General features: G+C 59.1%; 12 protein-coding genes. 6 read left to right on the top strand and 6 right to left on the bottom strand.

Annotated elements, in window-relative coordinates:
• The first annotated feature begins 16 nt into the window (after positions 1 to 16).
• From JYU29_RS14105 to JYU29_RS14090, 4 genes are read left to right on the top strand one after another with little or no spacing between them, the layout of a single operon-like run.
• Positions 17 to 1,039 carry an ABC transporter permease gene (locus JYU29_RS14105; RefSeq protein ID WP_213985437.1) on the top strand — a complete coding sequence of 341 codons (1,023 nt, stop codon included), beginning with the start codon at positions 17 to 19 and terminating at the stop codon, positions 1,037 to 1,039.
• A gap of 1 nt (position 1,040) precedes the next feature.
• On the top strand, positions 1,041 to 1,898 hold the full coding sequence (locus tag JYU29_RS14100; protein WP_213985436.1) for an ABC transporter permease: 858 nt from the start codon (positions 1,041 to 1,043) through the stop codon (positions 1,896 to 1,898).
• Complete coding sequence (locus JYU29_RS14095) at positions 1,898 to 3,760, top strand: dipeptide ABC transporter ATP-binding protein (RefSeq protein ID WP_213985435.1); 1,863 nt, start codon at positions 1,898 to 1,900, stop codon at positions 3,758 to 3,760. Before JYU29_RS14100 ends, JYU29_RS14095 begins: the two co-directional genes overlap by 1 nt.
• Complete coding sequence (locus JYU29_RS14090; protein ID WP_213985434.1) at positions 3,760 to 4,944, top strand: alpha-hydroxy acid oxidase; 1,185 nt, start codon at positions 3,760 to 3,762, stop codon at positions 4,942 to 4,944. Before JYU29_RS14095 ends, JYU29_RS14090 begins: the two co-directional genes overlap by 1 nt.
• 4 nt (positions 4,945 to 4,948) lie before the next feature.
• On the opposite strand, the gene JYU29_RS14085 is transcribed toward JYU29_RS14090, so the two are convergent.
• On the bottom strand, positions 4,949 to 5,653 hold the full coding sequence (locus tag JYU29_RS14085; RefSeq protein ID WP_213985433.1) for a hypothetical protein: 705 nt from the start codon (positions 5,651 to 5,653) through the stop codon (positions 4,949 to 4,951).
• A gap of 137 nt (positions 5,654 to 5,790) precedes the next feature.
• Here JYU29_RS14085 and JYU29_RS14080 point away from each other — a divergent pair, with 137 nt between their 5' ends.
• On the top strand, positions 5,791 to 7,209 hold the full coding sequence (locus tag JYU29_RS14080; RefSeq protein WP_250157446.1) for an FAD-binding oxidoreductase: 1,419 nt from the start codon (positions 5,791 to 5,793) through the stop codon (positions 7,207 to 7,209).
• 707 nt (positions 7,210 to 7,916) lie between these two features.
• Here the strand turns inward: JYU29_RS14080 and tcuB are convergent.
• Both tcuB and tcuA read right to left on the bottom strand, forming a co-directional pair.
• Positions 7,917 to 9,038: a tricarballylate utilization 4Fe-4S protein TcuB gene (gene tcuB, locus JYU29_RS14075; protein ID WP_213985432.1), complete on the bottom strand. Its 1,122-nt coding sequence runs from the start codon at positions 9,036 to 9,038 to the stop codon at positions 7,917 to 7,919.
• The gene (tcuA, locus tag JYU29_RS14070; RefSeq protein ID WP_213985431.1) at positions 9,025 to 10,410 is read right to left on the bottom strand and encodes an FAD-dependent tricarballylate dehydrogenase TcuA; all 1,386 of its coding nucleotides are present in this window, start codon (positions 10,408 to 10,410) and stop codon (positions 9,025 to 9,027) included. The genes tcuB and tcuA overlap by 14 nt, the downstream gene beginning before the upstream one ends.
• A 113-nt stretch (positions 10,411 to 10,523) precedes the next feature.
• Between tcuA and JYU29_RS14065 the strand changes: the two genes are divergently transcribed.
• The gene (locus JYU29_RS14065) at positions 10,524 to 11,213 is read left to right on the top strand and encodes a GntR family transcriptional regulator (protein WP_213985430.1); all 690 of its coding nucleotides are present in this window, start codon (positions 10,524 to 10,526) and stop codon (positions 11,211 to 11,213) included.
• A 65-nt stretch (positions 11,214 to 11,278) separates the two neighbouring features.
• On the opposite strand, the gene JYU29_RS14060 is transcribed toward JYU29_RS14065, so the two are convergent.
• Genes JYU29_RS14060 through JYU29_RS14050 form a run of 3 tightly spaced genes read right to left on the bottom strand, consistent with a single transcriptional unit; the run spans position 11,279 to position 14,552 of the window.
• Complete coding sequence (locus tag JYU29_RS14060; RefSeq protein WP_213985429.1) at positions 11,279 to 12,676, bottom strand: MmgE/PrpD family protein; 1,398 nt, start codon at positions 12,674 to 12,676, stop codon at positions 11,279 to 11,281.
• 14 nt (positions 12,677 to 12,690) lie between these two features.
• Positions 12,691 to 14,001 carry a TRAP transporter large permease gene (locus JYU29_RS14055; protein ID WP_213985428.1) on the bottom strand — a complete coding sequence of 437 codons (1,311 nt, stop codon included), beginning with the start codon at positions 13,999 to 14,001 and terminating at the stop codon, positions 12,691 to 12,693.
• A gap of 53 nt (positions 14,002 to 14,054) precedes the next feature.
• The gene (locus JYU29_RS14050; protein ID WP_213985427.1) at positions 14,055 to 14,552 is read right to left on the bottom strand and encodes a TRAP transporter small permease subunit; all 498 of its coding nucleotides are present in this window, start codon (positions 14,550 to 14,552) and stop codon (positions 14,055 to 14,057) included.
• Positions 14,553 to 14,580: the final 28 nt, after the last annotated feature.

The raw sequence follows: 14,580 nt of genomic DNA, 5'->3' as shown, positions 1-14,580 counted from the left end.
TTCCAAGATACGGGGCATGCGCATGTTTGCGACCATTGCCAAGCTGTTGGTAATGCGCGTACTGACCGCCATTCCCATCCTGTTTGTTGTTTCGATGCTTCTGTTCGGCATCCTGCGGATCCTGCCCGTCGATCCGGCTGCGATGTCGTTGCCGCCGAATGCGACGACGCAGGAGGTGGAGGCGATGCGCTCGGAGATGGGCTTGAACCGGCCGATCTATGAGCAGTTCGGCATCTGGCTCGGTAAGCTTCTCGAAGGCGATATCGGTCGCTCCATCCATTTTCGCCAGGACGTGACATCGTTGATCGGCAGCACGCTGCCCGCCACGATCGAGCTTGCCTTACTTGCGATGATGGTTGGCACCGTGCTCGGGATCGCCGGTGGACTGTTCCTGTTCTACGTCCGCGGCACGCGCGCCGAAGCGGTGATGGACTTCGTGTCGATCCTGCTTCTGTCTCTGCCCGAGTTCCTGTGGAGCCTCTTCCTGCTCCTGATCTTCGGTGTCTTCTTTGAAGTGCTGCCGTTTACCGGTCGCCTAAGCCCCGGCTTCGAGCGACCTGTGGTTACCGGCTTCCTTTTGTTCGACAGCCTGATCACCGGCAACATAGCGACGCTCCTCAATGCCATGCAGCATATGATCCTGCCCAGCCTGGCGCTTGGCATCGCGCTGTCGCCAGCTCTGATGCGCGTGCTGCGCTCCAGCCTGCTCGATGCCTATCAGGACGACTACATTCACCAAGCGCGGCTGCGCGGCCTGTCCGAAAAGCGCCTTCTGGTTCGCCACGGGCTGAAGAACGCGATCTTGCCTACGCTCAGCCTGATGGGCGTCCAGTTCGGCTTCCTCTTCGGTGGCACCTTGCTCGTGGAGATCATCTATTCCTATCCCGGCATGGGCAATCTGATGGTGGATGCGATCCGCAACGCGGACCTGCCGATCATCCAGGGCGCGGGGCTGACTTATTGCGTCGCCGTTCTGGTGATCAGCATCGTGGTGGACAGCCTCTACCTCATCCTCAACCCGAAACTGAGGGTGCGCTGACATGCGACCGATACCCCTTTGGCTGAAATCCGGCCGCGTACAGACAGGGTTGGTGATCATCGCCATCCTCGCAATCTGCGCCCTCTTCGCGCCCTGGCTGGCGCCCAACGATCCCAACGAGCAGGATCTTCTCGCGATCTTGGCGCCGCCTGCATGGGCCGATGGAGGCGATGCGCTTTATCCGCTTGGCACCGACAGTCTTGGGCGCTGCGTGCTGTCGCGCCTCATCTTCAGCGCCCGGGTTGCCCTGACGGTTGCGTTTTCGGCTTCGGTCGGTGCGATGATCATCGGCGCCTTTTTCGCCCACGTTGCGGGATATTTTGGCGGCTGGGTTGATTGGCTGATCAGCCGCATCGTTGAGATCTGGCTGTCGTTCCCGCCAGTGATCCTGTCGCTGATCCTTATGGTCGGTCTCGGCACGGGCCTGCGCAATGTCGTGCTGGCGATCATCCTGGTGGACTGGACGCGCTTTTGCCGCGTGTTGCGAAGCGAGGTCATCGTGCTGAGACGCCGCGACTATGTTTCCGCCGCCCAGCTCGTCGGCTTTTCGCACTGGCGCACCATAACCCGCGAGATCCTGCCGGGAACGATGCCGCTGCTGATCACGCTGATGAGCCTTGAGATGGGCGTTGCCATTATCGTCGAAGCCATCCTGTCCTTCGTCGGCATGAGCGTCGGCTCCGAAACACCAGCCTGGGGCCAGATGATCGCCGATGCGCGGCAGAACATCTATGAAGCGCCGTTCAACATGATCGCCCCGATCCTCGCGATCTTCTTTGCCGTGTTCGGCTTCAACATCCTGGGCGATGGCTTGCGGCGTACGCTCGATACGCGCCTGACGCAGACGGAGCGCACCTGATGGCCTACCCAATTCTGTCTGCGCGCGGTCTTTGTGTCGAGTCACTCGGAGGCAAAGAAAGCTTTCCGGTCCTGACCGATCTCAATTTCTCGCTCGAACCCGGCAAGATCCTCGGCCTTGTCGGCGAGTCTGGCGCCGGCAAATCGATGATCGGCCGCACCATCTCGCAGTTCCTGCCGCATGGCTTTGCCGTGACCAAGGGAACCCTTCAGTTCGGCGGCGAAGATCTCGTTGGCATGCCGGCTGAACGCAGGCGTGCCCTGCTGGGTCGCGACATCGCCTTCATTCCTCAAGAGCCGCTGTCGGGCCTCGATCCCGTTCTCAGCGTCGGCCAGCAGATGAAGGAGCACCTGCACCGCATCGGCCTTGCACCCGGCGAAAGCTGGCGCGACCGTGCGCTCAAGGAGTTCGAGGCCGTTCATCTGCCTCACGGCGCTGCACTTCTGGAAAAATTCCCGCATCAGCTGTCCGGCGGCATGTGTCAGCGCATCCTGATTGCGATGGCCTTTGCAAGCCGCCCGCGTTTGCTGATTGCCGACGAGCCGACCACCGCGCTCGACGTCACTATCCAAGCACGCATCGTCAAGCTGATCGGCGAGATGCAGAAGCGTGACGGGACTGCGGTGATCTTCATCACCCACGATCTCCGGCTCGCTTCACAGATCAGCGACGAGATCATGGTTCTTTATGCCGGCAGGCCGGCCGAGTACGGTCCCGCCAAGCAGCTGTTTTCGGCGCCGGCCCATCCCTATACGCGCTGCCTACAACTGGCCAACCCGACGATCAGCGGGCCGCGTCGTGGCCTCTTCATCCTTCCCGAGCGGATGCCTGGCCTTCGGGTTCTGAAGGAACTCAAGGGTTGCCGCTTCGCCTCTCGCTGTCCCAATGCCATCGAGGCTTGTACCCAAGCCGAACCACCGCTCCTGCCCATCGGCCCCGACCACATCGCAGCCTGCATCCGCGTGGAGAAAACGCCGGAGATCGTGCCGCCGCCGTTCGCACCCGGCCGGGCAGCGACTTCCGCCAAGGCCCATCTCACGGCTGAGAAGCTGACGAAGACCTACACCACAGCCTGGAGCCCTTTCGGCAAACGCAGCAGTTTCAAGGCGGTCAACAACGTCAATCTCACGCTCGACGAAGGGGAGTTCGTGGGCATCGTCGGCGAAAGCGGCAGCGGCAAGAGCTCGCTTGCCCGCCTTGTGGTTGGCCTCGACAATCCGACGGCCGGCCGGATTACGCTCGACGGTCGCGACGTGACTGCAAATGGCCAAGCCGAGCGCGCCTTTCGGCGCGATTACATCCAGATGGTGTTCCAGGATCCGCAATCCGCGCTTAATCCGCGCCGCCGCATCGGCAGCATCGTGACGCAGGCAAACGAGGCTACGGGCCTCCACAACAGCCAACGCGAACGCGCCGATCGCGCCGCCGAGCTTCTGAAAGAAATCGGGCTTCCGGCAGACGCTGCCCTGCGCTTTCCGTCACAGCTGTCGGGTGGCCAGAAGCAACGCGTCAACATCGCGCGCGCCCTGTGTACATTGCCCAAGATCCTGGTGGCCGATGAAATCGTGTCCGGCCTGGATGTATCGGTTCAGGCGCAGCTTCTTGATCTGCTCCTGAAGCTGCGCGACGAGCACGGCTTCTCCATGCTCTTCATCAGCCATGATCTGTCGGTTGTTCGCTACCTCTGCGACCGGGTGATGGTGATGTATCGCGGCGAGGTCGTGGAAAGCGGCCGGACGCAGACCGTTTTTGCTGACCCGCAACACCCCTACACCAAGAGCCTGCTGACGGCGGTGCCGCCGGATGACATCAATCTTCAATGGTCTCCAGTTGCCGCTGAGGCCGGATACCAGGTGGAGTGATGCCACTGGCCGGCCGCCGACACTACAGCGGCCGCAACCTGAGCCGCGCTGTCACGATCGCCGACCTGCAGGGCATGGCTCATCGCAATCTTCCGGCCTTCGTGAGGGAATATCTCGAAGGGGGCGCCGAGAACGAGCAGACGCTTCGTCGCAATCGCGATGCCTTTTCAAACATCGAGTTCCGCCCCTCGACCTTGACCGGCGTCGGCGCGCCGGACCTTTCCACCACCCTGTTCGGCACGCCGATGCGACTACCGCTTGTCATTGCGCCGACCGGCTTCAACGCCCTTTTGCGTTTCGAAGGCGACAGGCTGCTTGCACAGGCTGCAGCCAAGGCGGGCGTTGTCTTCACGCAAAGCACTGTGTCCAACGAGCGCTTCGAAGCACTGGCGGCCGTGCCGGACCTCACCCACTGGATGCAGCTTTACGTCTTCCGCTCACAGGCCTTCATGGACGAGCTTGTTGCCCGCGCCCAGGCCGCCGGTTGTCAGGCGCTCATGGTCACCACGGACGCAGCGACCTTCGGAAATCGAGAGTGGGACCGCCGCAATTATCGATCCGGAATGAACCCGACCATACGCAACAAGCTCGACATACTGTTTCATCCGCGCTGGGCCCTGTCGGTCATGGCCCGGGGCATCCCGGCTTTCGGCAATCTCCTCGACTTCCTTCCGCCCGACCAGCAGAGCTTTGCGCGTACAGCGATCTGGTCACGCGAACAGATCGAGCCGCACCTCCACTGGAGCCACATTCAGCATCTGAGACGCATCTGGAAGGGGCTGCTGATCGTCAAGGGCATCCTGAGCGCGCCCGATGCACAGCGTGCCGCTGATGCCGGTGCGGACGGCATCGTAGTCAGTAACCATGGCGGGCGTCAGCTCGACGGTGCGCCGAGCCCTATGGCGGTTTTGCCGGACATCGCGGATCGGCTGAAGGGACAGCTTGTCATTTTGGCAGACAGCGGCATTCTGCGCGGCACGGATATCGTCAAGACGCTGGCGATGGGCGCCGATGCCGTGATGACAGGCCGCGCAACGCTTTACGGACTGGCCGCTGGCGGAGAGGCTGGTGTGGCGCGCGCCCTTGCCATCCTCGAAGAAGAAACTCGCCGCACGATGGCGCTGCTTGGCTGTCGCTCGGTAGCAGACTTGAACCGCGACCATCTCAGGACGGTTAGGCCTTGACCGCTCAGGGCGTAATGATCCGCGTTTCCATCGGAAAGTGAGAGTTACCGCCTTCAAAGGGAGGAAACATGTTGAAGTCCTCGCGCATCGCGAAGCGTGCCGGCGATTGCAGAGCGGCCTGCAGGGCGGCGGGGCTGTCGAACATCACGCGGTTGCGCTGCATGTAATCGATCCGCTGCCAAGGCAGGAAGCCAGTCCAGTCCAGTCGCGAAAGAACCTCGATCTTCCTGATGCCGGGAAAGGTGCGCATGACCTGCGGATGGTGTGAGACATAGTGGTGCATCCACACGTTCAGATCCTGTGCCGGCCCCTGGTAATGAACGACATAGGAGCAGGGATTGCCGTTCTTCCCGATGTCGAGCGCGGCGTCGTCGACAGGAAAATGCCTGACATACATGGCCTGCTGCGTCGCCTTGGCACCTTCTATGCTTGACAGCACGCCGGGCGCTGTAAGCTGCTGCAGGTGACCGGACGGCGCGATCGCATCTTCCAGTTCTGAAAGCTCGTTGAAATGAAGCTGCATCCCGAACACGGGCGACTGTTCATCCGCATTGAACAGGTCCTTCGTCACTTCGGGCGTATAAAGGTTTGCCGAGGTCAGGCCCGGCGTCTGCCTAACAATCTCCGCCACCGTTTTCAGATCAGCCTTGCTGACGGCAAGCTGTGCGCCATCGGCATTGTCGAAGAAGGCGAAGTAGGCAAAGCGCATGGCCAATCCCCAGTCTGAATAAGGGTGCAAGTGCTGTCGGCTTTGCGCCCGCTGGCCACAAGTTAGCGAAGCGCTTGAAGCGCAACAAGTTTAAACTTAAACCATTGAAGAGAGGCTGGTCTCATCACCGATCAACAATGGTCGGTGCCGATCCGGTAAATGGAGCCGTCATGACCGAGACGATTGTCGATGCCCTGCGCGCAGAACTCGGAGCTGAGGTCGTCTTCGGCAACGATATCCCGGCAAGGTACCACAATGACTGGGCGGGGATGTCTCCAGTGTTACCGCTTGCGCTTGTTCGTCCGCGATCAACCCAGCAAGTGGCGGCGACCATGCGTATCTGCAACGCGTTCAAGGTTCCCGTCACACCCCAAGGCGGCATGACCGGGCTCGCCGGCGGCGCACGACCGATCAAGGGCGGCGTCGCGCTTTCGCTCGACCGGATGAACGGGATCGAGGAGGTCGATACCGTGATGGCGACGATGACCGTGCAAGCCGGGGTGCCGCTGAGCACGGCCCAAAAGGCAGCGGAGGACGCAGGCCTTTTTCTTGGCCTTGATCTCGGTGCGCGCGACTCTTGCTTGATCGGCGGCAACTTGTCCACCAACGCCGGCGGAAATCGGGTCATCCGCTACGGTATGGCGCGCGAGCATGTACTCGGCCTTGAAGTCGTCCTGCCTGATGGCACGGTCGTCACCTCGCTCAACAAGATGCTGAAGAACAATGCCGGTTACGATCTGAAGCAGCTCTTCATCGGCTCGGAAGGAACGCTGGGTATCATCACCCGCGCCGTGCTGCGCCTGCAGGCTAGGCCCGCAATGCTGGCAAGTGCCTTTTGCGGCTGCCCGGATTTTCCATCCCTGCTCGAGCTTCTCAAGAGCGCCCGTCAGCAAATGGGAAGCGCGCTGACGTCCTTCGAGGTGATGTGGCCGAGTTTCTATGATTTCATGACGCAGGGTCTGCCCAATCTGCGCCGTGCCTTCAACGAACCGCACGGCGCGTATGTGCTCATCGAGAGCGGAGGTCGTGACGCAACGGAAAACGAAGCCCTGCTGCAGGATGTCCTTTCGAGCGCCCTCGAAGCGGGCTTTGTCACAGATGCCGTCCTGCCGTCTTCCGAGCGCGAGACACGCGACTTGTGGGCGGTGCGCGAAAGCGTATCCGAATACGGCAAGCTGATGGGCCCCCTCACCGCCTTCGACGTCGGCCTGCCCACGAGTGCAGCCGGAAAGGTGGCGGATGCGATCGAAGCGGCCATGACCGACCGCTGGCCCGACGCGATCGCGCTCAGCTACGGTCATATCGGCGACAGCAACCTTCACGTCGTCTGCCACATCCCGTCTGCCGGCCAGGATCAGCCACATAAAGAGATCACCGAGCTCGTGTTCGGCTTTATTGCGGCTGAAGGCGGGACGATTTCCGCCGAACATGGAATCGGTCTCCTGAAGAAGCCCTATCTCGGGTTGTCCCGCACACCGGAAGAACTCGCGCTAATGGCCAGGATCAAGCATGCAATCGATCCAAACTTCATCTTAAACACAGGAAAGGTGTTTTAGGTCCGGAACGCAAAGCAAGATTGGCTCGCCCCTACGTTTTGGTTCATTTGCGATGCCTCTTCCTGCACGTGGAATGTGCAGATCAATGTTCGTTTGAGGATAACGCAAGCAAAGCAACACGACAGAGATGGCGCGCATAGCTGTCCCGCCATTGATTAGCTTGCAACGACCCACATACTGCAGAGAACTTGAGAAGTAAGGAGAAATGGTGCCGCTTGCGTGACTCGAACACGCGACCCCCGCATTACGAATTAGTAGTTAGTGGGTTGGACTGGGTGGCAGCGAGTTGCCCCTTGTTGCACTAAGCCACTGAGCTAGCTCGTGCTTTCTGCTAGGCATTGTATGATGTCTGCTGGTGTCGGACACTGCGCCCCTCCCCTACTAACGATGCACCGCTGATATTGGTTATTGAACCTATGACGGCGGACGCGCATCGAAGGTGGGGCCTTACGCGTATACGCGCGAGGGAACCTAACTGGCACGCACTTTCCTGTTGCTCATTCAAACATGCATCCGGGATGCCGGGATGTGCGAAGGGTGACCTTTCGCTAGCCTTGGAAACATTAAAGTGTCGTCGCTGAGTTTGTTGCCGATGTATTACCGTTAATACAGCACAGACAAACAGATCGAACTCTAATCCGGCGTGCTGTGGACGCGCAAAGCAGCCAGCGATCAGTGTTGATGTTTTCGTGCCGATTAGATCGCTATCACGATGGCCGTTTTGCACCTGGCACTGCTGCCCGGTCCAGTCTGCGCTCCGCCGCGTAAAGCGCAAGCGCGCCGAAGCGATAGATGCCGTGTACGAACTTTCCGTAAGGCATCGTCAAGAACAGAGCGAAAACAGCTCCGAGATGAACCGCAAGGGTAATGCCCATCGCCGGCGTTTCGCGCAACACCATCAGAAGGAGGCCAGTTAGTCCCGTCACCAGCATCATCAGAAGGAAAGCGGTGTCCATGCCGAATTTGGTAGGATCCATCAGCGCGCGGTCACGCACAAGCTTCGCGTGGATGAGGCCGAGAGAGCCAACCACAAGACCGATACCGCCAGGTATGCCAAACAGTTTGGGCAGCGTTAACAAGCCATAGGGTGCAGGCCAGTCAAAAGCATAATGGTAGATCGTGCCCGACGAGGTGGAGGCGAAACACAGCAGGAAGCCGTAGAATGTCAGGTGGTGGAAGAGCCGGCGGTTATCGGTCGGGCGCTCATCTTCATTGTAACAGCCGACACCGCCGCCATCGAGATACCGCAAAGCTGCTGCATCGCGGCTTGCCTGCAGGAGGGAGCCGCCAGACCCTGCTGAAACACTGCGCGCACCAATATCGCACCAAAAACTGCGGAAACCCATGCCGAGCGCAAGAAGGCTGAACAGGAAGGCAGCCCCAAAAAGTGGGGCCATCACGTTGTGTGGCATCAGTCGGTAAAACTGACCCTCACCTAAAAACAGCACGCGCGGATCATGCCACAGCGCAAAGCCAAGAATGAACCCCGCTATGCTAAGCGCTGTAACCACCGCAATTGCTAAGCCATTGCGGTCAAACATTGGGCGCATGAAGCCTGGCCATGCATGCGAGCGATATGACACGCCACGAAGCTGCGCCAAGGTTCGTGGCACGTTAACCTTGAACTCATGCGGAGGCGAGAACTGGCAATCCACATAACACGCGCCACAACCATGACAGAGATTGGCAAGGTAATCGAGATCGCGGTTCTCGTAGCTACGCCGCAGCTCCATGGCCGGAAACACCGCGCACAATCCTTCGCAATAGCGGCAGGAATTGCAGATCGTCATAAGCCTTTCGGCTTCCTTGTAGTGGTCAGCCGCGTGCATGACGTGCTGCTCCTTCTCCCGCGAGCTTTCCGAAGACGCTGCCGATCGTCATACCTATGCCGGCGGCATAGCCCTTGCCGAGCACATTGCCGGCCATGATTTCGCCAGCAGCGAACATGTTTTCGGCGCCCAAACCACCTTTCATGCGCATACGCGCTTCGCGGTCCACCCGAGTGCCGAGATAAGTAAAGGTGATGCCGGGCCGCACCGGGTAAGCGTAGAAGGGTGGCGTTTCCAGACGGCGCGCCCAATGGGTCTTCGGTGGGTTAAGCCCTTCCGTGTGGCAGTCGTCGAGGATCGTGTGGTCAAATGTTCCGGGCCGCACCGCCGCATTGAAATCACGCACTGTCTTTTCCAGTGCTTCAACCGGAAGCCCCAGCTTATCGGCGAGATCAGCCACGTTTTGCGCGGCGATCGGCGGATAAAGCGACGGCATGAACATCTTCAGGGATTTAGCGTCGAAGATAATCCAGGAGATTTGATCGGGCTGCTGCGCGACTAGACGTCCCCAAATGGCATAGCGCTTCGGCCAGAAGTCCTGTCCTTCATCATAAAAACGCTCAGCGTTCCGGTTCACCACGATGCCGAACACCACGCAATCAAGTCGCGTGATGATGCCGCCGTCGAACTTCGGAGCGCGCGCGTCAATCGCGACGGCATGGCACTGCGTGGGATCGCCAATCGTTTCGACGTCGGCTGCCATCAGCATTTTTAGAACGTCGCCACGATTGTAAGGCGTGCCTCGGATCAGGAAGTTATCGGCGATGTCGCCCCAGCCTTCCTTGAGCCATTCAATATTTGCCTCGAACCCACCGGCTGCTGCAACAAGAGACTGGGCTTCGACCACCTTGTCGCCTTCGACCGTCCGGATCGTGGCCGATTTGAAGCGCCCATCCTCAACGTCGAGTGCAACCACCGAAGCATCATACTGGATCTGAACACCAAGCTTTTCAGCAGTGAGGTAAAGTGCATTCAGCATGGCCCTGCCACCACCGAGAAAGAAGGAATTGGTGCGGCCGAGGCTGAGCGTGCCCCCAAGGGAAGGCTGAAAGCGAACGCCCTGTTCCCCAATCCAGTCCAGCATCGGCTTAGACAGCGAGATCATGTGGCGAGCGAGTTGCTCATCCGTGTTGCCTTCGGTGACCCGAAGTAGGTCGTCCAGGAACTCGTCTTCCGTGTAGGGACCGGTCAGGTGCTGCGTAGCCGTGTCATGAGCGCAGCGCATGTTGCGGGTGTGTCGGGTGTTCCCACCTCGGTAAAATTTCGGCGCGCCCTCCACCACCATCACTGATGCACCCGAGCGGCGCGCTGCGATTGCGGCGCACAAAGCAGCATTCCCACCACCGACGACGAGTACGTCCAGCGCATCCATCAAGGTTCACTCCGACTGCCTTACATGTTTATGTATACAAAAGTATACCATTGATGACAAGGGTGTTGCCCTATGCTGCTATGTTGTAGGAACTGACATCCGCAAAACGCGGAATGCGGCTGAAGCATGTGGGCGGCTTGAAGAACGAAACGCAGGAAAATCGCGGCGATCGGGTCTATCGCACACTCGTGGAGCGTATCCGCACGGGTCAACTTCTGTCGGGTGCGCGCCTGCGGGAAGAAGACATCGCCTCGGTACTTGGCGTTAGCCGCACACCCGTACGTGAAGCCTTTGCCCGCTTGCAGGTTCGAGGCCTCGTGCAACCAGGCGCCAGCGGTCTAACCGTCGCCTCCTTGGATCGGTCGCAGGTGATCGAACTTTATGCCCTTCGCGCTCGCCTGGAAGGCAGCGCCGCAGCTTTCGCGGCAGAAAATGCGTCATCTGGCGAGCTAGCTGGGCTCACGCACATCGCCTCTTTGTTCGAGCAGCAACGGAGCGACCCGGCGACCGCCGCGCGCATCAATGCACTGTTTCATGAATCGATCTACGAAGCCGCTCATAATCGCTATCTGCGCCGCATGCTGGGCGACCTGAACGACTCCCTTGCGCTTTTACCGAGCACGACATTTTCAGTAGAAGGACGCTCAGAAGCGGCGTTGGTCGAGCACCAGGTGATGCTAGATTTGATACTGAACCGCGATGCAGCGGGAGCCGAAGCTGCCGCTCGCGCCCACATCGATCAAGCACTCCGTGCCCGTCTAACGCTATTGTTTTCTTCCGGTGGCAGCGCTTCTGAAGCTTGATCAGGTGCTCCCTTGTTGAAAGACGCTGATCGGGCAAAGCAATCGCTCGATCGGCTGAAGACTTGTCAGCCGACCATCTGCGCAAGCGTCGTGCGCCAAGGCGCGGCAAGAATGGCCTGATCGAGATCCAAAGCGGCGGAAATCAATTCCGCCCCCCCGGGATAAGCCGGAGCAAGATTGCCCAGGATCTTGTCGCGCAGAACTTGCGTACTGAACGGCTGATCCGCGCCGCCGGGTGCGCTGAGGCAGGTTCCTTCCAGATGGCTGCCATCGCTCAACACCACCTTAACATGCGACGGGCGGTCATTCGGCCATGGCAGGTCTTCTGGAAAAGCATCAATCGAAACAATATCACGCAGACGCACCATGTCCGGATCGACGAGGCTGTCGGCACTAAACGCTGTTGCGCCTGCGTGGCCCTGAGCGAGGGTAGCGGCAGCAATATGCTGGATGGAGAACTTGGCTGCCAAGCTGGTTTCCGGTTGTGGTCGATCCAGACGGCGACCCTTCCAGTGTGTCGCGACCACGATTTGCTCGACGCTCTCTGGCTCCACCTTTCGCTGTTCGAGAGCTGAAAGCATCGCCTCCACGGTGGAATGGGCGTACTGACAGCAGGCATGCATTTTGTGGTAGCCTTGCGTGATCTTCCAGCCCTCTCCTAGCGCCTGATCAAATGCACGAGCATCGACAATGCCACCGAAGATGTCGGCGAACACTTCGGTCATCGACCAAGGGCTGCCGGTGATCCCCAGAGGTTCCCAATCTACAGCGCGGATGCCGTTCTGCGCGCATAGTCCAGGCCACACATTGCGGATCAGCGCGCCTGACACCGCATGGTTGAACGGTCCCGGCAAGCACAAGGTCGCGGCGGTAGTGATCGCCCGGAAAGTCTCGTCAGCGCTGGATCCACGCAGCTTGGCAACCGCTGCCGCCGATCCGACGGTCGCGAGCCCGCCATGGGGATGCAGCACCAAGCCGGGAAAGCTGAACGCGTGAGCGGTGCGGGCGACCGTTTCGTAGCCAACAACAAGCGCCAACAACAGGTCCTGCAAACTGGCATTTGTTGCTTCGGCTTCTGCGAGCAAAGCGGGAATGCAGTAGAGCGCGGCATGACAAACCACCGCACGGTAGCCACCGTCCAACTCAGCCCAGTCTGCTGCCGTGCCATTGACCAGCGCCGTCGAATAGCGATCCAGGCGGAGCGCAGGGCGCGCGCCGTTCAGGACCGTCGCCTCGGCTGGGCCGCTTACGCGCGCTGCTTGCTGGCTCAAGGCTTGCAGTTCAGGCTCTTCCCGCGCCGCGATCAGCGACGTGAAGTCATCACAAAAGACGGTGGCGGCACGCTGTTGAACATCAACAGGCAAGTCCGACCATATCAGTTGGGTTGTGTGTTGAACAAGCGCCTTGAGCGCTTCTGCGACTTCCTCGTGCTTCTCAACAGAACAAGACTTTGCTTCGTTCATTGTCCTACCCGCAATTACGAGATCAGCGACGGAAGAAAGGTCACCAAGCTCGGAAAGGCAATCAACAGAGCCAATGCAACGACTTCCATCAGGATAAAGGGCAACACACCAGCAAACACCTGTTCGAGCCGTAGCGGGACCGGGGACGATGCACGCACTACAAACGCGTTCAGTCCAACGGGCGGCGTAATCAAGGAGATCTCGCACATCTTGATCACGACGACCCCGAGCCAAATCGGATCATAACCAACATTCATCATCACAGGGAACATGACCGGCAGCGTCATCACGATGATGGCGATGGGTTCAATGAAACAGCCCAAGATCAGAAACAGAACCGCAAAGGCCATGAGGTAAGCGAAAGGCGGAAGTTCTTGTGTGATCAGCCAGTCAGAAACCTCCGAAACAAGTCCGGTATAGGTCAAAAAGCGGGCAAACAGCATGCCGCCTATCACAACCAGGAAGATGGTTGCGGACGACAGGATCGCTTCCAGAAACGTTTCGCGCAGGGTCGCGAAGTCAGCGCGACGCTTCATAAAGACGATCAGGAAAGCTCCAAAGGCTCCCACTGCACCAGCATAGGTTGGAATGAACCAGCCGCCATAGATACCGCCGATCACCAGAGCGAAGAGAAGCAGGATGCCCCAGGTGTTCTTCAAGGATCCGATTTTGTCCGAGAAGGATACGGAGTGTTCTGGCATAGGTGCATGATGGGGCTTCAGTTTCGCCCACACATAGATGCCACCCAAGAAGATAAAGGCGGTCATGAGACCCGGGATTATGCCCGCAATTAGCATCTTGCCCACTGATTGCTCGGTTGTAATGGCGTAGATCACCATAAGAACGGACGGCGGGATCATTGCGGATAAGACGCCGGCCGACGCAATCGAGCCTGAGCTTAGGCGCTTGTCATAGCCTGCATCCGTCATCTCGGGCATGGCCATTTTGGTGAATACGGCGGCATTCACCATCGTTGATCCAGACGCAGCACCGAATGCTGCGGACGCCATCGTGGTGGTCATCGCTAACCCACCGGGCAGTTTGGCAAACCAGTTATGAGCCGCGGCATAGAGGTCTGTCGTCAGCCGCGCCTGTGTTGCCAGAGAACCCATTAAGATAAACATCGGGATCACGGCCAGCGTGAAGCTGTTGACGGTGGAAAACGGCACCGATCCAGCTTGTGCCAGCGCCGCGAACTCACCCATCGACAGGTATATACCGAGCAAGCCGCACAGCCCCATCGCAACGCCGATATGCACACCGGCAAGCATGAGTAAAAAGAGCAGCCCAATGGCAATAATTGCAGCAGTTGCTGGATCAAACATCTTGTTTGCCTTCCGGCGAGGGTCTGGGAACAAAAACGGTCAAGAACCGCAGGTCAGCCGAACTCAACCGGATGAGGGTTTCCGAAGTGCGTCAGGTCGTACCAAAGGTCCAGCAGCAGCTGAAGGACCATCATGGTCGAGCCGAACACTAGGATCCAGCGAGCGGGCCAAAGGGGAAAGCGCAACAGACCGGACGTCGCTTCTTGTATCTGCCAGCTATAGAGAGCTTCTACTGCGCCTTGCCAAATGATCAAACCGAAGAAGAGGATGCCCGCTATGGACGCAATGATATCCATCGCAGAGCGCATGCGCGGTCCAACTTGCAGGTAAACAAGCTCGACGCGAATGTGGGAACGACGTATCTGCGCCCAAGCAATGCCGCCGAATACCACAAGAACCATCGTGCTTTCTGTGAATTCAAGCGCACCAGGGACTGGTTGCCCCATCTGCGTTCCGACCACATCGCCGACGCTAAGAAACATCGACAGCAACAAGGCAATGCTGCCGATGGCTACGGAGAACACGGCAAGTCGTCGGATAAGTTGATTCAACGCGCTCTCCATCACTTTTGCTACGAAC

This window comes from Tianweitania aestuarii (assembly GCF_018457165.1).
In the GTDB taxonomy this organism is placed as follows: domain Bacteria; phylum Pseudomonadota; class Alphaproteobacteria; order Rhizobiales; family Rhizobiaceae; genus Tianweitania; species Tianweitania aestuarii.
The sequence above is the reverse complement of the archived record's forward strand: the minus strand, read 5'-3'. Positions and strand labels throughout refer to the sequence as shown.

Excerpts from the sequence above, each read along its gene's own strand:
- JYU29_RS14090 (WP_213985434.1), top strand. The coding sequence starts at position 3,760 with ATGCCACTGGCCGGCCGCCGACACTACAGCGGCCGCAACCTGAGCCGC.
- JYU29_RS14055 (WP_213985428.1), bottom strand. The coding sequence starts at position 14,001 with ATGTTTGATCCAGCAACTGCTGCAATTATTGCCATTGGGCTGCTCTTT.
- JYU29_RS14065 (WP_213985430.1), top strand. The coding sequence starts at position 10,524 with ATGCGGCTGAAGCATGTGGGCGGCTTGAAGAACGAAACGCAGGAAAAT.
- JYU29_RS14095 (WP_213985435.1), top strand. The coding sequence starts at position 1,898 with ATGGCCTACCCAATTCTGTCTGCGCGCGGTCTTTGTGTCGAGTCACTC.
- JYU29_RS14100 (WP_213985436.1), top strand. The coding sequence starts at position 1,041 with ATGCGACCGATACCCCTTTGGCTGAAATCCGGCCGCGTACAGACAGGG.
- JYU29_RS14080 (WP_250157446.1), top strand. The coding sequence starts at position 5,791 with ATGGTCGGTGCCGATCCGGTAAATGGAGCCGTCATGACCGAGACGATT.
- JYU29_RS14060 (WP_213985429.1), bottom strand. The coding sequence starts at position 12,676 with ATGAACGAAGCAAAGTCTTGTTCTGTTGAGAAGCACGAGGAAGTCGCA.
- tcuA (WP_213985431.1), bottom strand. The coding sequence starts at position 10,410 with ATGGATGCGCTGGACGTACTCGTCGTCGGTGGTGGGAATGCTGCTTTG.
- JYU29_RS14105 (WP_213985437.1), top strand. The coding sequence starts at position 17 with ATGCGCATGTTTGCGACCATTGCCAAGCTGTTGGTAATGCGCGTACTG.
- tcuB (WP_213985432.1), bottom strand. The coding sequence starts at position 9,038 with ATGCACGCGGCTGACCACTACAAGGAAGCCGAAAGGCTTATGACGATC.
- JYU29_RS14085 (WP_213985433.1), bottom strand. The coding sequence starts at position 5,653 with ATGCGCTTTGCCTACTTCGCCTTCTTCGACAATGCCGATGGCGCACAG.